This is a genomic window from Sulfitobacter sp. HI0040 (genome assembly GCF_001634885.1).
Taxonomy (GTDB): Bacteria; Pseudomonadota; Alphaproteobacteria; order Rhodobacterales; family Rhodobacteraceae; genus Sulfitobacter.
Genome location: NZ_LWEX01000457.1, coordinates 19,740 through 36,797 on the forward strand (window position 1 = coordinate 19,740; position 17,058 = coordinate 36,797).

Below are 17,058 nucleotides of genomic sequence, written 5' to 3' on the forward strand. Positions count from 1 at the left end.
ATACTTCGGGGAGGGGGAGGGGCAGCGCCCCTCGCTCCCGCAATTCGCTGTCAGCCCGGCGGGTTCAGAGGTGCTCTTGCTGCGGCATCCCCAGTACGTGGAAACCGCCGTCCACGCGAATGATCTCCCCCGTGGTGCAGGCGCCGGCGTCCGATACCAGGTAGACGGCCGTGCCGCCGACCGCCTCCAGCGTCGCATTGGCGCGCAGGGGGGCGTTCTGGTCGGTGTGCTTGTAGGTCTTACGCGCCCCGCCGATGGCCGCGCCCGCGAGGGTCTTCATCGGCCCGGGAGAGATCGCGTTAACGCGGATACCTTCGGGGCCAAGGTCGTTCGCCAGATAGCGCGTCGCACTCTCCAGCGCGGCCTTGGCGACGCCCATGACGTTGTAGTTCGGCACCACCCGGTTGCTGCCCTGATAGGTCAGCGTGATCAGCGTGCCGCCATTTTCCTTCATCAGCGGATGGGCCCGCCGGGCGACTTCGATGAAGCTGTAGGCGGAGATGTCCATGGAGTGTTTGAAATTCGCGCGGCTGGTGTTCAGGAACCGGCCCGTCAACTCGGACTTGTCCGAAAAGGCGATAGCATGCACGACGAAATCGATGCTGGGCCAGCGGTCACCCAACTGGGCGAAGGCCGCCTCCAGTGACGCGTCGTCGGTCACATCCACGTCCACCATGAAGTCACTGCCCACGCTTTCGGCGAGCGGTTTCAGGCGGCTGCCGAAGGCTTCACCCTGATAGGTAAAGGCCAGTTCCGCCCCCGCTTCGGCCAGTGCCTTTGCGATCCCCCATGCGATGGAGCGTTCGTTGGCGACACCCATGACGAGGCCGCGTTTTCCCTTGAGCATGTCCGACATGGCGCTGCGCCTCACTCTTTGAATTTCGAAAGGATCATGGATCCGTTGGTGCCGCCAAAGCCGAAGGAATTTGTCATCACGCTGTCGAGGCCCGCGTTTTCCACCAGTTCCGTCGCGATTTCTTCCGGCTTCAGCGCAGGGTCCAGCGTTTCGACGTTGATCGAGGGGGTGATGAAGTCATGCTCCAGCATCAGAAGGCAGAAGATCGCCTCCATTGCGCCCGCGGCCCCCTGTCCATGGCCGGTCATCGACTTGGTGGAGGATACCGGCGGCGTCGTGCCGTCGCCGAAGACCCGGCGCACGGCTTCGATCTCGCCCACGTCGCCGACGGGGGTAGAGGTGCCATGGGCGTTGATATAGCTGACCTTGCGACCTTCGGGCAGGGTATCCAGCGCAAGCTGCATGGCGCGGGCACCGCCTTCGCCCGAGGGGGCGACCATGTCGTGCCCGTCCGACGTGGCAGCGAAGCCTGTCACTTCCGCATAGATTTTAGCGCCGCGCGCCTGCGCGTGTTCAAGCGATTCCAGCACCACGATGCCGCCGCCGCCGGTGATGACGAAACCGTCGCGGTTCGCATCGAAGGCGCGCGACGCCTTTTCGGGCGTGTCGTTGTACTTGCTGCTCATGGCGCCCATCGCATCGAACAGGCAGGACAGCGTCCAGTCCAGCTCTTCCCCGCCACCTGCAAACATGACGTCCTGCTTGCCCAGCATGATCTGCTCGGCGGCCGATCCGATGCAATGCAGCGACGTGGAACAGGCAGAGGTGATCGAATAATTGATGCCCTTGATCTGGTAGGCGGTGCTGAGGTTCGCACTGACTGTGGAGGACATGCATTTCGGCACGGCGAAAGGCCCGATCCGCTTGGTGGCACCCGTTTTGTCCACGGTGTCATGCGCGGTTTTCATTGCACTCGTCGATGGCCCGCCGGACCCCGCGATCAGGCCCGTGCGGGGGTTGCTGATGGTGTCCTCTTTCAGCCTGGCATCGGCGATTGCCTGCTGCATGGCGATATAGGCATAGGCCGCGCCCGGCCCCATGAAGCGCAGCGTGCGCTTGTCCACGTGGTCCGCCACATCCAGCTTGATCGTGCCTGCCACGCGGCTGCGGAACCCGTGTTCCGCCATCTCGGGGCTGGCCTCGATACCGGATTTGCCGCTTTTCAGCGCGGCAAGAACCTCTTCGGCGTTGTTTCCGATGGACGAGACAATGCCCAGCCCTGTGACGACGACGCGGCGCATGGCGCACTCCTGTTTCTCTGTTCGGGGGTCACTCTAGCGCAGCGGTCAGCTTTCCGACAACGCCACTTTCATGTCCTTGACCTGATAGATCACCTCTCCGTCGGCTTCCACGATGCCGTCGGCGACGCCCATGGTCAGCCGGCGGGTCTGGATCGCCTTGGTGAAATCGATCTTGTAGGTCAGCATCTTGCGATCGGGCCGGACCATGCCGGTCAGCTTCACCTCCCCTACGCCGAGCGCGTAGCCGCGCCCCTGCCAGCCGCGCCAGCCGAGGTTGAAGCCCGTCAACTGCCACAGCCCGTCGAGCCCGAGGCAGCCGGGCATGATCGGGTTGCCCGGGAAATGACATTCGAAAAACCACAGGTCCGGCGTGATGTCGAATTCGGCGGTGATATGTCCCTTGCCATGCGTGCCGCCATCGGCGGAAACGTCGGTGATCCGGTCCATCATCAGCATCGGCGGGGCAGGCAGCTGCGCGTTGCCGGGGCCGAAGAGTTCGCCACGGGCACAGGCGAGCAACGCCTCCTTGTCAAAGCTGGTGGGGTAATCGGCCATGAAAGCGCGTCTCCTTGGGAACTTGCGGTTCGGCGTGATCTAACATTGCGGGTGGCCGTCCCGCAAGGGCGAGTACCATAGGACAAATTCGGCATTTTCCATTGAAGATCGCTGTTTGTCCGACCTATATAGGGGGCAGAGGGCACCGGGATGCATATGACCGACGAGATGCGACAGAAAGGTGAACGCTGGCTGGCGAAGGCCGGTGTGCGTCCGACGCGGCAGCGCGCGACGCTGGCGGGCCTCCTGATCGGGGACGGCCAGCACCGTCATGTCACCGCCGAAAGCCTTTTCGATGCCGCCCGTGGTCAGGGCGACGGTGTGTCACTGGCGACGGTTTACAACACGCTGCGTACCTTCTGTGACGCGGGGCTGTTGCAGGAAGTCACGGTCGACGGTTCTAAGAGTTACTTCGATACCAATACCCATGACCACCCACATTTCTACTGGGAAGACGAAGGCCGGCTGACAGATGCCCCATCGGACGAACTGGTGATCGCGCAGGTGCCCGACGCGCCGGAAGGCGCTGAAATCGCGTCGGTAGACGTGGTCATCCGCCTGCGGCGGAAAGGCTGACTTCAGAGGTGGAAGGGGCTTTCGGAGGTGGCTATGCTTTCGAGCACGGGCACAAAACCCACTAGCACCATTCGCTACTACCCCTTAGAACCACTGGCCCGGTTCCATCAGCCCCAGATCCAACAATTGACGTGAATGCCATTCGAAGGGCGCTGAATTGTGCCATTTGAAACTCGTGATGGCTTCGGTGCTGCCGGCATTGATCTTGAGCGCCTTCGCCGTGCGGAATGAGCAGACCGCCGCGGTGATATTATGGTGCCACGGGCAGGCGTAGGTGTTATATTCTTCGTCGTTGAAAGTGTCGTCCGGGCGCAGGCGTAGCCCCGGCTTGGCGCGGAAAAGGGCGATGCGGTCGATCTTGCGCCGGGCCTGCGGCACGTGTTCCTCGTAGCGCCATTTCAGCCCGCCGAAAAAATCGAGCTGGCGCTCCTTGGGGTGGCCGTGATTGTCCGGGTCCTTCCGCGCGAGCGCATAGTAGCCTGACCGGTCCATATGCGCGGTGTCGAGCGATACGGCATCGGGATGAGCCGCCAAATCTTCCGCATAGAGGTCAATCACATAGGTCAGCATCGCATCGCGGCGTTCTTCGGTATGGAAGGCCAGCATCTCCGATACGTTGCGCGTTTCGCAAAAGGGGTGGAACAGGTATTCAGCGTTGTAGCCGTAATAGAACCATTGGCCGGGCGCGGCCTCGATCAGTTGATTGACCGCATACACGAGCGCCTCCGGGCCGGAGGTATCGTAATCCACCCGGTGCACCCCCACGGCGAGGTCGCGCGGCAGGTCGAAGGCTTCGGGCATCAGGGCAACCACGTTGACGAACCCGGCCTGCTGGTGATGTCTGAGCGTAGTGGCGACCTCCACGTCGTCTTCCACGAGGATCACCGCGTTCGGGCCCTTGGCAAGGTGCTTGGCCCCCTCCCGCACGAACTGGTCCAATGTCTTGTAGCGCATGCGCCCGCCCGTTTTTCCTTTGGCGCAACCTCGGTCAAATCGCCCTCCATTGCAAGGTGCGCCGCGCTTTGCTAGATGGCGCTCTCCCCCACATCGGACAGGGATGTTGCTATGACCGCCCCGAAGAAGCTGTTCATCAAGACCTACGGCTGCCAGATGAATGTCTATGACAGCGAACGCATGGCCGAAGCGCTGGGCGGGCAGGGCTACGTCCAGACGCAGACAGCCGCCGAGGCGGATATGATCCTGCTCAATACCTGTCACATTCGTGAAAAGGCGGCGGAGAAGGTCTATTCCGAACTGGGGCGGCTGAAGCCGCTGAAGGAAGCGAACCCGGACCTCAAGATCGGTGTCGCCGGTTGCGTGGCCCAGGCCGAAGGCGAAGAGATCATGCGCCGCCAGCCGGCTGTCGACCTCGTGGTGGGGCCGCAGTCATACCACCGTCTGCCACAGATGGAGGCGCGCCTGCGCGAAGGGCGCTCGGCGCTCGATACCGATTTTCCCGAAGAGGACAAATTCGCGCATCTTGCAAAACGTCCAAAGGCCCGGCGGGCGCCTTCGGCGTTTCTGACCGTGCAGGAAGGCTGCGACAAATTCTGCGCCTTCTGCGTCGTACCCTATACCCGCGGCGCAGAGGTGAGCCGGCCGGCGGATCGCGTCCTCGAAGAGGCGCGCGATCTGGTGGAAAGGGGCGTCCGGGAGATCACGCTGCTGGGCCAGAACGTCAATGCCTATCACGGGGCTGGCCCCGCGGGCGACATGACGCTGGCCGCGCTGATCCGGGAGCTTGACCGGATCGACGGGCTGGAGCGTATCCGCTATACCACAAGCCACCCCAATGACATGGACGACGAACTGATCGCCGCCCATGGCGAGGTGGACAAGTTGATGCCATATCTGCATCTGCCGGTGCAGTCAGGCTCGGACCGTATGCTCAAGCGCATGAACCGAAGCCATACCGCCGAAAGCTATCTGCGCCTCATCGAACGTATCCGCGCGGCCCGCCCCGATATCGTCATGTCCGGCGATTTCATCGTCGGCTTCCCGGAGGAGACCGATGCCGATTTCGACGCGACGATGGAGCTCGTCCGGCAGGTCCGCTACGGTTACGCCTATTCCTTCAAATATTCCTCCCGCCCCGGGACGCCCGCGGCCGAACGCCCGCAGGTTCCTGCAGAGGTGGCGGATGCGCGGCTTCAGAAGCTGCAGGCGCTGATCACCGGGCAACAACAGAGCATCCAGCAGGAAATGGTGGGCCGCGACCTTTCGGTGCTCGTGGAAAAGCCGGGTCGGAAGCCGGGGCAGATGGTCGGAAAGTCGGAATATCTGCACGCGGTGCATATTGAGGATGCCACAGCCGCCGTGGGCGAGGTTGTTCTTGTGAGAATCGTGGCCGCCCAGACCAACTCGTTGACTGCGCGTCAACTTTAGCCCCAGTCACTCCGCTTGGCGTGCCCGCAATTGTATTCGCCCGGGAACCGTTCCGGGGCAACATCTGGGTAATGTTTCAAAATTAAACACAAAATGGGACAATGTGTGCTTCACAGCGTCTCAAATTTTACCTAATCTGTTCGTGATACGGGGGCTGCCGCGGGCCACAACCGCGGGCAGGAACCCTTTTCGGGGGAACAGGACAAGGAAAATTGCTGTGGTGAATGCGATTACCAAAGCGGCACGCGGGCTGGCAGGGCTGGCCATGATCGCCGCCCTGGGTCTGCAGACGAGCGTTGCCAGCGCGCAGACCCCGTCCCAAGGTGGACGGGATCAGGGGATCTACCTGCCGACGATCTGGGTCGATCCGGACGGTTGCGAACATTGGGTCATGGATGACGGTGCCGAAGGTTATATGACGCCGCATACGAACCGTCAGGGCATTCCGGTCTGCCGCCGGGGCAATGTCTGCGGGGTCATGAATACGGATCAGTTCTTTGCCACGGACAGTTTCCGTATCCATCCGCAGGGCAAGGCGCGGCTGGCGGATTTCTTCCGCACCACCGGCGCGGTGTCCTACATCATCACCGGTCACACCGACAGCCGGGCATCTGACGCCTACAACATGCGCCTGTCGCTGAACCGCGCCAATTCGGTCGCGGCGGTGGCGCAGGCCACCGGCGCACGTATCGCCGACGTGCGCGGCTATGGCGAACGGATGCCTGCGGCCTCCAACGCCACGGCTCTGGGGATGGCAAAGAACCGTCGTGTCGAAATCATCTGCATTCGCTGAGGGGACTACAAAGTGATTCATACCAAGATCATCATGGTCACCACCTGCGCGCTGGGACTGTCGGCCTGCGCCGATTACGAAGGCGGGCTGGTGCGGGGATATCCGTCTGACAAGACGGTCGACCGGGGCATCGACAAAAAGCATCTGTCGCAGCTTCAGGCCGGTATCTGGGTCGATCCCAACGGCTGCGATCACTGGATCATCGACGATGGCGTCGAAGGCTACCTTTCGGCGCGGCTCGACAAGTTCGGCAAGCCGGTCTGCTCCGGCGTTGCACCGCCCACCCACACCGTCGGCGATTTCAAGGGCGGTTCCTACATCCCGGATCCGAACTAGGCTTGGCCCGGAGTGCTGGCAGCTTTCGGCCGGAGCGTTTCGCGCTCCGGCCTTTTTTGTGCGCAAGGACCCATTTCCTGTCTTCCGGGGCTGCACGCGCCCGGGGGATCACCTATATCTTTCCTTCATACCCCCTTCCAAGGAGCACCACTTGGCCACAAGCGACCTCATGACCCCTCCGGCGGCACCCGCCGAAAAGGCGATAGAATTTCCCGACAATCGGCTGCTGATCGATCTCTGCGGCGCCTATGACGCCCATCTGGCTGCGATCGAAAAGGCGCTGGAGGTGCAAATCGTACGCCGCGGCAATCACCTTTCCATCATGGGCGAGCCCGAGGCGGCCGCACAGGCGGAACAGGTGCTCAATGCGCTCTACACCCGGCTCGAAGGGGGTCGCTCCGTCGAGGCGGCGGATGTGGACAGCATGTTGCGCATGGGCCAGTCAGAGGCGGGCACCGGCGTGCGCGACGGCGACCAGCTGGAAATGCCCATCGCGGGCGGGGTGGAGATCCAGACGCGCAAGAAGCGGGTCGAGCCGCGTACAGCCGCCCAGAAAGCCTATGTGCAATCGCTCTTCGACAATGAACTGGCCTTCGGCATCGGCCCTGCAGGCACGGGCAAGACCTATCTTGCCGTGGCGGTCGGCGTTTCCATGTTCATCGGCGGACATGTGGACCGGATCATCCTGTCGCGCCCCGCGGTAGAGGCGGGCGAGAAGCTCGGCTATCTGCCGGGCGACATGAAGGACAAGGTCGATCCCTACATGCAGCCGCTCTACGACGCGCTGAATGATTTCCTGCCCGGAAAGCAACTGGCGAAGCTGCTGGAAGACAAGCGGATCGAAATCGCGCCGCTCGCCTTCATGCGGGGCCGTACGCTCAGCAACGCCTTCGTCGTGCTGGACGAGGCGCAGAACGCCACGACAATGCAGATGAAGATGTTCCTCACCCGGCTGGGGCAGGGCTCTCGCATGGTGATCACCGGGGACCGCACCCAGATCGACCTGCCGCGCGGTCAGGCATCAGGCCTCGCGGATGCCGAGCGGCTCTTGGGTGACATTCCGAGGATCGGTTTCAACTACTTCACCTCGAAGGACGTTGTGCGCCACCCGCTGGTCGCGGCCATCATCGAAGCCTACGAAGCCGATGCCGGGCACGCATGATCAGGCTGTGGTCCCTTTCTCATGATCTCAAATACTTCGGGGGTGTGGGGGCTGGCCCCCGCCCGGGCTGAACGCAATGACCGAGATCGTGATTGAAGACTCCCGCTGGGGGGCGCTGGACCTTGCAGGGCTGGTACGGGATGCCACCGCCCGGACCCTTGCCCATTTGGGCATCGAAGCGGAGGAACCCGAGCTTTCCCTGCTGGCCTGCGACGACGCGCGGATCGCCGTGCTCAACGCGGATTTCCGCGGCAAACCGGTGCCTACCAATGTGCTGTCATGGCCGGCAGAGGAACGGGGCGCGGAGATCCCGGGGGGCCGTCCCGATACCCCGCAGCCGGGGCATGACGGCAGTATCGAACTCGGCGATATTGCGCTTGCCTATGAAACTTGTCTGAAAGAAGCGCAGGCGGGCCGGTTGACCTTCGAGGCGCATGTGACACATCTGCTGGTGCACGGCGTTCTGCATCTTCTGGGGTATGACCACGAAGAGGACGCCGACGCCGTGCTCATGGAAGGGCTCGAAAGCGAAATACTTGGCAAAATGGGCATCGATGATCCATATAGATCCAATACGGCGGAACAGGACCCGCCAGAATGACCGGACAGGACCCGATGGGCGATAACGATGGATCGTCCGAAGCAGCGCAGCGCGCGCCTTCGGACATCGAAACGGACCAACAATCAGATGACGGCGGCGCACGATCAGGGGGGTTCTTCTCCCGCGTGATGGAGGCGCTGAGCCCCTCTGAGGCCGAGGAAGAGGAAATGGAGACAGGTCAGGAAGACAGCGTCTCTTTCCGAGGCATGATCAATCTGCGCCGGAAACGCGTCGATGACGTGGCCATTCCGAAGGCCGACATCACCGCGGTCCCCGTGACCTCCGACCTTGACGAGCTTGTGGCCGTCTTTCGCGAAAGTGGTCTGACGCGTCTGCCCGTCTATGACGGCACCCTCGATACGCCCGTTGGCATGGCCCACCTGAAGGATCTGGCGCTCACGCACGGTTTCAATGGTGCTGCGAACACGCCTTTCGATCTCAAGGCCCTGCTGCGCCCGCTGGTCTTCGTGCCGCCTTCGATGACCATCGGTGTGCTGCTTACCAAGATGCAGGCCGAACGGCGGCACATGGCACTGGTGATCGACGAATACGGCGGGGTCGATGGATTGGTGACGATCGAGGATCTGATCGAACAGGTCATCGGCGAGATCGAGGACGAACACGACGTCGATGAAGGCAAGTACTGGACGGTCGAAAAGCCCGGTACCTATCTGGCACTCGCCAAGACACCGCTGGAAGACTTCGAGGCGGAGATCGGCCATTCCCTGACCGACCATGACGATGTGGACGAGGAGGAGATCGACACCCTCGGGGGTCTGGTCTTCATGCTGTCCGGCCGGGTGCCCGCGCGCGGCGAAGTCGTGCTGCACCCTGATGGGCCTGAGTTCGAGGTGATCGAGGCGGACCCCCGCCGGATCAAACGCCTGCGTGTACGCACGCAGGGTCCCAACGGATGAATCTTGCCGAAAACGGAAGGTTGCAGATTCTGCTGGCGGCGATCCTCGGGGGGATCGCGGGCTTTGGGCAGGCGCCCTACGATCTGCCTATCGTGCTGCTCGCGGGGTTCACCGCCGTTCTGTTCCTCTACCCCCTCCGGCTGACGCCGGTTCGCGCTGGCCTGTTCGGCTGGGCCTTCGGAACCGGGTATTTCGTTCATGTGCTGCAATGGCTGATCTCACCTTTCATGGTGGATGCCGCCCGGCACGGGTGGATGGCCCCCTTCGCGCTGATCCTGCTTGCCGGCTTCATGGCCTCCTACTGGGGCTTGGCTTTCATGGCTGCCCGCGCCTTGTCCCGCAAAAGTGCATGGCCTTTGATCCTGTGTTTTCCGCTGGCCGAAATGGCCCGGGCCTATGCCTTTACCGGCTTTGCCTGGGGCATGCCGGCGCAGGCCTTTGTCGATACGCTGGCGGGGCAATCCATGGCATGGGCCGGGCCCTATGCGCTCAGCACCGCGGTAATGGCACTGGCCGTGGCGCTTTCTGTGCCGGGGCGGCTTTCGTGGCAGGCCCGGGCCGGGCAGGGGGCCGTCATCGCCACAGCTTTGGCGGGGACGTTCCTGCCTGCCACTTCTTCCGAACCCGTTATCGCGCCTGACCGGCCGATCGTGCGCCTTGTGCAACCCAATATCGCGCAGCGCGACAAGTGGCAGCCCGATCTGGTGGAGGTCCATTTCCGCCGCCAGATCGACTTCACCGCCGCCCCGGGGGCGGGCGGGCGTGCCCCCGATCTGGTGATCTGGTCGGAAACTGCGATACCGTGGTCACTGGAAAACGCGCAAACCGCACTGGACCAGATCGCGCTGGCTGGCGGTTCCGCCACGGTAATGCTTGGGCTTCAACGGAGCGAGGATAACCGCTTTTACAATTCCTCCGCCGTGCTGGGGCCTGACGGGACGCCGGAACAGATTTATGACAAGCACCATCTGGTGCCATACGGCGAATACATGCCCTTCGGCGATCTGCTGGCAAAGGTCGGTATCTATGGCCTCGCCGCGGGCGAAGGGTTCGGCTATTCCAAGGGCGCAGGCCCAAAGATGCTCGATTTCGGCGAGATGGGGCGGGCACTGCCGCTTATCTGCTACGAAGCGGTCTTTCCGCATGATGTGGGCGCCGCGCCCGAACGACCGGATTTCCTGATCCAGATCACCAATGACGCGTGGTTCGGCAAGGGTGCCGGGCCGCTACAGCATCTGGCGCAAGCCCGTATGCGGGCCATCGAACAGGGGCTGCCGCTGGCCCGGGCGGCCAATACCGGCGTTTCCGCCATGATCGATCCGCGCGGACGGGTGATCGAGCTCTTGCCCCTCAACGAAGCGGGCTTCCTCGACGTTCCGCTGCCTGAGCCGCTGCCGCCGACGCTCTACAGCCGCATGGGGGATCTGCCGCTGGCGCTGCTGGCCGCGCTGCTTGTTGCAGCGGCGGCGGTGCAACGGTTCCGCAGTCGCCGGAGTTAACGGTTGACCCCCCCACGGGCGGGGGATAACCAGCTTTTACGCTTGCCACAACGGCTTCCTGACGTGGCAATTAACGCATTTCAATCGGAGCACATATGTCCCGTCAGAACTACATCTTCACCTCGGAATCCGTTTCCGAGGGCCACCCGGACAAGGTCTGCGACCGGATTTCGGACGCTGTCCTCGACGCGTTTCTCGCGGAGGAACCCGAAGCCCGGGTCGCAGCGGAAACCTTCGCGACCACCAACCGCGTCGTGATCGGGGGCGAAGTGGGCCTGTCGGATCGCGCGAAGCTCAACCAGTACATGGACCGGATCGAAGGGATCGCGCGCGACTGCATCCGCGACATTGGTTATGAACAGGATGAGTTCCATCACGCGACCTGCGAGATCACCAACCTGCTGCATCCGCAATCCGCCCATATCGCGCAAGGTGTGGATGCGCGCAGCGACAAGGAAGAGGGTGCCGGCGATCAGGGCATCATGTTCGGTTTCGCCACGCAGGAAACGCCGGAACTCATGCCGGCCCCCATCCATTACGCCCATGCGATCCTGCGGCGGCTGGCAGAGGTGCGCAAGAACGGTACGGAACCGACCCTGCGGCCCGATGCCAAGAGCCAGCTTTCGGTGCGGTACGAAAACGGCAAACCCGTGGGCGTGACGTCCATCGTGCTGTCCACGCAGCACGAACATGAAAGCCAGACCAGCGCAGATATCCGTGACATCGTGGAGCCCTATATCCGCGAGGTTCTGCCCGAGGGCTGGATCGACGACGACACCGTTTGGCACGTCAATCCGACAGGCGTTTTCGTGATCGGGGGCCCGGACGGTGATGCGGGCCTCACCGGGCGCAAGATCATCGTCGACACATACGGCGGCGCGGCCCCGCACGGAGGGGGCGCGTTCTCGGGCAAGGATCCGACCAAGGTGGACCGCTCCGCGGCCTATGCGGCGCGCTACCTCGCCAAGAACGTGGTGGCCGGTGGGCTGGCGCGGAAATGTTCCATCCAGCTCAGCTATGCCATCGGGGTGAGCCAGCCGCTGTCGATCTATTGCGATACCTACGGCACCGGCGAGGACGACGCCCAGATCGAACGCGCGATCCGCAAGGTCATGGACCTGACCCCGCGCGGCATCCGCCAGCACCTGGACCTCAACCGTCCCATCTATCAGCGGACGGCGGCCTACGGTCATTTCGGGCGGGCCCCAGAAGCAGACGGCGGTTTCAGCTGGGAACGGACCGACCTCGCTGAAGCGCTTCAATCGGCCATGTGATGGACCTGAGGGCGCGCGCCTTCCAGCGCGCGCCCGGGATTACGCGCTGGCGCTCGGTCGCTCGGCGATCCGGTCGAACCACGCGCGGGTAGCCGTGTGCCCTTCGGGGATGCGCATGCGCACCACGCGGGCGAAATCGGCAAAGACATAGGCCGAGATATCGGCCCATGTGAATGTCTCTCCGGCAAGGTAGGGGGTTTCCGACAGGCGTTCTTCGAGCAGATCGAAGTAAAGGCCCACGCGTTGCAGACCCCGTTCCGCGAGGGCGGGGATCTGCTCGAAGTTTACCGGGCCAGTCAGTGCCCTGCCCTTCATGGCTGGATTGCCGTTGCGCAGGGCCTCGGCGATCGGCTGGCCGCCCCGCTGTTCCGCGAGGGCATTCCATTGCGCCACAAGGCCTTTCTGCTCGGCAGTTTCCCCCAGTAGCGCAGGGCCGGGGTGTTCCGCTTCGATATAGCTGACGATTCCGTTGTTCTCCGTCAGGGCAAGCCCCGAGTCAGTGATCAGGACCGGTACGGTGGCGCTGGGGTTCACGCTCCGGAAGGCATCTGAAAGATGCTCCCCCTTGGCCAGATCGATTTGCCGGATTTCGGGTTTCAACCCTTTTTCGGCAATGAACATGCGGGCCCTGCGGGGGCTGGGTGCCGTGGCGCAATCGTAAAATATCATCGAAGTCTCCTCTTTCGCGGCGACGATAGGACGTGCCCGCGGCGTTGAACACCCCGGCACAAGCCCGCCGTTGCGAAAGCGCCGGGTGCAGGCTAGAGACCCCCCATGACACGTCCAGAACGCCCCCGCCGCAACTTCTATGGCCGCCTGAAGGGCAAGGCCCTGAAGAAATCGCAACGTACCTATCTAGACGAGGATCTGGAGGCGCTGTCGCCCGGTCCCGTCAGTTGGGATGCGAACCCGGAGCGCGCGCCGCTCGATCTGGCCGGACTTTTCGGCCAACGCCCCGTCTGGCTTGAGGTTGGTTTCGGGGGCGGGGAACACCTTGTCCATCAGGCGCAACATAACCCTGACGTGGGGATCATCGGCTGCGAACCCTACATCAACGGGGTGGCGATGCTGCTTGGAAAGATCCGGCGGGCCGGGGTCGGAAACCTTGCCATTCACCCGGGGGACGCGCGGGACCTTTTCGACGTCTTGCCCGACGCCTCGATTGCGCGCGCCTTCCTGCTCTACCCGGACCCATGGCCCAAGACGCGGCACCATCGCAGGCGTTTCGTCACCGAGGAGCATCTCGCCCCGCTGGCGCGGGTCCTGAAGCCGGGCGCGATTTTCCGGGTGGCCACGGACATCGAGGACTACGTTCGCCAGACGTTGGAGGAAGTCCCGCGACAGGGATTTGAATGGCTCGCCGAGCGCCCGGCGGACTGGCGTGAGCCTTGGGAAGACTGGTTGCCCACCCGGTATGAGAAAAAGGCCCTGCGGGAGGGCCGCGTGCCCCATTATCTGACCTTCCGCAAGAAATGAGAGCCCGGGGGGCTGTCTGCCCCCCGGACCCCCCGAGGATTTCAGACCATTTGGAAAGCGGTCATTCGTCCATGACGAGCACGGCTTTCGTATTGGTGAACTCCAGCATCCCGAAGCCGCCGTGTTCCCGGCCGTAGCCGGAATCCTTCACACCGCCGAAGGGCATGTTGGGCGTGGCGAGGCCGAAGCCGTTGATGAAGACCATGCCGGTATCGAATTCGGTCGCAGCCAGTTCGACGGCGCGCTCGACGTTCTTGGAGATGATGCCGCCGCCCAGTCCGAACTTGCTGTCGTTGGCGATCCGCATGGCGTCTTCATCGTCTTTCGCGCGGATAAGCGATGCCACCGGACCGAACAATTCGTCGTCATAGGCGGGCTGGCCGGGCTCCACATTGCCGAGTACGGTCGCGGGATAGTAGTAGCCGTCGCCCTTGGGCAGTTCACCGCCGCAGAGAACCCGCGCGCCCTTGTCGACACTTTCCTCGACCTGTTTATGCAGGTCGTCGCGCAGATCCTTGCGGGCCATGGGGCCGATGTCGGATCCTTTCTGGGTGGGATCCCCGGCGGTGACGTTTTTCATGCCTTCGACGAACGCTCTCTGGAAATCCTCGTAGACGCTGTCGGCAACGATGAAGCGTTTGGCGGCCACGCAGGTTTCACCGTTGTTGTAGATGCGGCCCGTGACGCAGATCTTGGCCGCCTTTTCGACGTCGGCATCCGAGAGAACCAGATAGGCGTCGTTGGAGCCGAGTTCGAGGACAGTCTTCTTGAGAACCTTGCCCGCCTTCTGAGCGATGTCGCGTCCGGCGTTCGGGCTGCCTGTCAGTGTCACACCGCGGACGCGTTCATGTTCGATCACGCGGTCGGATTGATCGTGGCTGATGATGAGCGCGGAAAACAGCCCGTCAGGCAGCCCGGCGTCGCGGTAAATCTCTTCCAGCAATTGGCCAGAGCCTGCCACGTTCGAGGCATGTTTCAACAGCACGCCGTTGCCCGCCATCAGGTTCGCGATCGAATAGCGGACAACCTGATAGCAGGGGAAGTTCCAGGGCTGGATGCCATAGATCACGCCGATAGGGGCATGTACCACGCGGCCCCGTTTGCCATTCTGAATGTCCCTGTCTTCTGACGCCAGAACCTTGGGGCCCTGTTCCGCCGTGTAGTCGCAGATACCTGCGCAAAGCTCGATTTCCTGTTTCGACTGACTGAGCAGCTTGCCCATCTCGCGGGTCATCAGCTCTGCCAGTTCGTCCTTGCGGTTGCGCAATCCCTGGCCGATCGCCTTCAATACCTTGCCGCGATCCTCATGGGATTTGAGGCGCCAATCGCGGAAGGCGTCGTGACAGGCCTGGATGCGGTTTTCCAATTCAGCATCGTCCAGATAGGTATGGGTGGCGATTTTCTGGCCGTTGGTCGGGTCTATCGTATCAAACGAATTGCTCATGATGATCTCCTTAATGTTCGAAGGCCCAACACGGCGCCCCGCCGGGCCGTTCCAACCATGGACGCATGCGAAAGGCTGGGCTAAGAGGTGAGCCGGAATACGCCGAGGAGCCCTCATGTCGAACCATGGAACACCCCGCCCGATGATGTCCTCCCCCTGTGGGCCGCTGCGCGGAACGGCGCGGGTGCCGGGCGACAAGTCGATTTCCCACCGGGCGCTGATCCTCGGGGCGCTCAGCGTCGGCAAGACGGAAATTTCCGGTCTGCTCGAGGGGCAGGACGTGCTGGATACCGCCCGCGCCATGCGCGCCTTCGGGGCGGAGGTGACGGACCATGGCGGCGGGCAGTGGTCGGTCCACGGTGTTGGGGTCGGAGGGTTCGCTGAACCCGATCAGGTGATCGATTGTGGAAACTCGGGCACCGGGGTTCGGTTGATCATGGGCGCGATGGCCACGACCGGCATCACCGCCACCTTCACCGGCGATGCGAGCCTGAACGGGCGGCCTATGGCGCGGGTGACAGATCCGCTGGCAGAATTCGGCGCGCGTGCTGTCGGACGCTCCGGCGGGCGCCTGCCCATGACGGTTGTTGGCGCCGATGAACCGGTACCGGTGCGTTACAAAGTGCCGGTGCCCTCGGCGCAGGTCAAATCCGCCGTTCTGCTCGCCGGGCTCAACGCGCCGGGGCAAACCATCGTGATCGAGGCGGAGGCGACGCGGGACCACACCGAGCGCATGCTGGCGGGGTTTGGCGCGGAGATCACGGTCGAAGACACATCCGAAGGCCGCGTGATCACCCTGACTGGCCAGCCGGAGCTTCGCCCGCAGCGCATTGACGTCCCGCGCGATCCTTCCTCGGCCGCCTTTCCCGTCTGCGCGGCCCTGATTGTGCCGGGCAGCGATGTGCTGGTCCCCGGCATCGGGCTCAACCCGACACGGGCGGGGCTGTTTACCACCCTGTGCGACATGGGCGCGGACCTGACCTATGAGAACATGCGCGAAGAGGGTGGCGAACCCGTGGCCGACCTGCGCGCGAAGTACTCGCCCGAGATGCGTGGTATTGATGTGCCGCCGGAGCGCGCCGCGAGCATGATCGATGAATATCCGGTGCTGTCCGTCGTCGCCTCCTTCGCCAAGGGGACGACGATGATGCGCGGGGTCAAGGAACTGCGGGTCAAGGAAAGCGACCGGATCGCGGCGATGGCGGCGGGGTTGCGCGCCAATGGCGTTACCGTCGAAGACGGCCCCGACTGGTGGTCCGTCGAAGGGCGCGGTGCACAAGGCGTGGAAGGGGGCGCCCTGTGCAAGAGCCATCTCGATCACCGCATCGCGATGTCCCTCCTGATCCTCGGCATGGCAGCGCGCCAGCCGGTGTGCGTGGACGATGGCGGCCCGATCGCCACGTCATTTCCCGTCTTCGAGACGCTTATGCATGAACTTGGTGCCGATATCAGCGTGGTCGATGCGGCCGCTGCCGCACAGGGGGCGGCGTGACGATGCAGGGTTTTACCGTGGCAATCGATGGGCCGGCCGCTTCGGGTAAGGGGACCATTTCACGCGCGGTGGCGGCGCATTACGGTTTTGCGCATCTCGATACCGGGCTGCTTTACCGGGCTGTGGCGGCCAAGACATTGGAGGGCATGGCCGCTGAAGACGCCGCGCGCTCCCTTGTCAGAGAAGACTTGGAGCGGCTGAACCTACGCACGCCCGAAGTCGCGCAGGAAGCTAGCCGCGTTGCGGCGATCCCCGCGGTTCGTGCGGCGCTGGTGGATTTCCAGCGCAGCTTTGCCATGCGGGCAGGAGGTGCCGTGCTGGATGGTCGGGACATCGGGACCGTGATTTGCCCGCAGGCACAGGTGAAGCTTTTCGTCACGGCGAGCGCCCCGGTGCGCGCGGCCCGGCGGCACGCGGAACTGGTGGCGAGCGGGATGGATAGTCTGACGCT

18 protein-coding genes and 1 riboswitch are annotated in these 17,058 nt (G+C 63.3%); of the genes, 12 read left to right on the forward strand and 6 right to left on the reverse strand.

The window, feature by feature from the left end; all coding sequences use genetic code 11:
• Positions 1–64: 64 nt before the first annotated feature.
• Genes A3728_RS18885 through fabA form a run of 3 tightly spaced genes read right to left on the reverse strand, consistent with a single transcriptional unit; the run spans position 65 to position 2,652 of the window.
• Positions 65–856: an enoyl-ACP reductase FabI gene (locus A3728_RS18885; protein WP_067927426.1), complete on the reverse strand. Its 792-nt coding sequence runs from the start codon at positions 854–856 to the stop codon at positions 65–67.
• A gap of 11 nt (positions 857–867) precedes the next feature.
• The gene (gene fabB / locus A3728_RS18890; RefSeq protein ID WP_067927429.1) at positions 868–2,097 is read right to left on the reverse strand and encodes a beta-ketoacyl-ACP synthase I; all 1,230 of its coding nucleotides are present in this window, start codon (positions 2,095–2,097) and stop codon (positions 868–870) included.
• Between the two features lie 45 nt (positions 2,098–2,142).
• The gene (gene fabA / locus A3728_RS18895) at positions 2,143–2,652 is read right to left on the reverse strand and encodes a bifunctional 3-hydroxydecanoyl-ACP dehydratase/trans-2-decenoyl-ACP isomerase (RefSeq protein WP_067927432.1); all 510 of its coding nucleotides are present in this window, start codon (positions 2,650–2,652) and stop codon (positions 2,143–2,145) included.
• A 156-nt stretch (positions 2,653–2,808) separates the two neighbouring features.
• Here fabA and irrA point away from each other — a divergent pair, with 156 nt between their 5' ends.
• Complete coding sequence (gene irrA, locus A3728_RS18900; RefSeq protein ID WP_067927466.1) at positions 2,809–3,228, forward strand: iron response transcriptional regulator IrrA; 420 nt, start codon at positions 2,809–2,811, stop codon at positions 3,226–3,228.
• An 84-nt stretch (positions 3,229–3,312) separates the two neighbouring features.
• Here irrA and A3728_RS18905 read toward each other — a convergent pair whose 3' ends face one another.
• A complete protein-coding gene (locus tag A3728_RS18905) occupies positions 3,313–4,182 on the reverse strand; it encodes a hypothetical protein (RefSeq protein ID WP_067927435.1) in 870 nt (289 codons plus the stop codon).
• A 111-nt stretch (positions 4,183–4,293) separates the two neighbouring features.
• Here A3728_RS18905 and miaB point away from each other — a divergent pair, with 111 nt between their 5' ends.
• The 8 genes from miaB (at position 4,294) to metK (ending at position 12,195) form a co-directional block, all read left to right on the forward strand.
• Entirely contained in the window at positions 4,294–5,613 is a 1,320-nt protein-coding gene (miaB, locus tag A3728_RS18910; RefSeq protein WP_067927437.1) for a tRNA (N6-isopentenyl adenosine(37)-C2)-methylthiotransferase MiaB, read from the forward strand.
• A gap of 217 nt (positions 5,614–5,830) precedes the next feature.
• On the forward strand, positions 5,831–6,406 hold the full coding sequence (locus A3728_RS18915) for an OmpA family protein (RefSeq protein ID WP_443069121.1): 576 nt from the start codon (positions 5,831–5,833) through the stop codon (positions 6,404–6,406).
• 12 nt (positions 6,407–6,418) lie between these two features.
• Positions 6,419–6,742, forward strand: a complete 324-nt coding sequence (locus A3728_RS18920; protein WP_201722276.1) for a hypothetical protein — start codon at positions 6,419–6,421, stop codon at positions 6,740–6,742.
• Positions 6,743–6,911: 169 nt separating this feature from the next.
• Complete coding sequence (locus tag A3728_RS18925) at positions 6,912–7,904, forward strand: PhoH family protein (protein ID WP_067927478.1); 993 nt, start codon at positions 6,912–6,914, stop codon at positions 7,902–7,904.
• 76 nt (positions 7,905–7,980) lie between these two features.
• On the forward strand, positions 7,981–8,505 hold the full coding sequence (gene ybeY / locus A3728_RS18930; protein ID WP_201722277.1) for an rRNA maturation RNase YbeY: 525 nt from the start codon (positions 7,981–7,983) through the stop codon (positions 8,503–8,505).
• Between the two features lie 14 nt (positions 8,506–8,519).
• Positions 8,520–9,422: a hemolysin family protein gene (locus tag A3728_RS18935; RefSeq protein ID WP_067927480.1), complete on the forward strand. Its 903-nt coding sequence runs from the start codon at positions 8,520–8,522 to the stop codon at positions 9,420–9,422.
• Positions 9,419–10,921 carry an apolipoprotein N-acyltransferase gene (gene lnt / locus A3728_RS18940; protein ID WP_067927441.1) on the forward strand — a complete coding sequence of 501 codons (1,503 nt, stop codon included), beginning with the start codon at positions 9,419–9,421 and terminating at the stop codon, positions 10,919–10,921. Before A3728_RS18935 ends, lnt begins: the two co-directional genes overlap by 4 nt.
• A gap of 39 nt (positions 10,922–10,960) precedes the next feature.
• A riboswitch (SAM-SAH riboswitch) is annotated at positions 10,961–11,013 on the forward strand.
• 3 nt (positions 11,014–11,016) lie between these two features.
• On the forward strand, positions 11,017–12,195 hold the full coding sequence (gene metK, locus A3728_RS18945; protein WP_067927444.1) for a methionine adenosyltransferase: 1,179 nt from the start codon (positions 11,017–11,019) through the stop codon (positions 12,193–12,195).
• 39 nt (positions 12,196–12,234) lie between these two features.
• Here metK and A3728_RS18950 read toward each other — a convergent pair whose 3' ends face one another.
• Entirely contained in the window at positions 12,235–12,864 is a 630-nt protein-coding gene (locus A3728_RS18950; protein WP_067927446.1) for a glutathione S-transferase family protein, read from the reverse strand.
• A gap of 105 nt (positions 12,865–12,969) precedes the next feature.
• On the opposite strand from A3728_RS18950, the gene trmB reads away from it, so the two are divergent.
• Complete coding sequence (trmB, locus tag A3728_RS18955; protein WP_067927449.1) at positions 12,970–13,671, forward strand: tRNA (guanine(46)-N(7))-methyltransferase TrmB; 702 nt, start codon at positions 12,970–12,972, stop codon at positions 13,669–13,671.
• A 61-nt stretch (positions 13,672–13,732) separates the two neighbouring features.
• On the opposite strand, the gene A3728_RS18960 is transcribed toward trmB, so the two are convergent.
• A complete protein-coding gene (locus A3728_RS18960; RefSeq protein ID WP_067927453.1) occupies positions 13,733–15,115 on the reverse strand; it encodes an NAD-dependent succinate-semialdehyde dehydrogenase in 1,383 nt (460 codons plus the stop codon).
• A gap of 115 nt (positions 15,116–15,230) precedes the next feature.
• Here A3728_RS18960 and aroA point away from each other — a divergent pair, with 115 nt between their 5' ends.
• Both aroA and A3728_RS18970 read left to right on the forward strand, forming a co-directional pair.
• On the forward strand, positions 15,231–16,607 hold the full coding sequence (gene aroA / locus A3728_RS18965) for a 3-phosphoshikimate 1-carboxyvinyltransferase (protein ID WP_067927454.1): 1,377 nt from the start codon (positions 15,231–15,233) through the stop codon (positions 16,605–16,607).
• A 2-nt stretch (positions 16,608–16,609) separates the two neighbouring features.
• Positions 16,610–17,058: (d)CMP kinase (locus A3728_RS18970; RefSeq protein WP_067927457.1), on the forward strand; the 449-nt coding region annotated here is incomplete at its 3' end.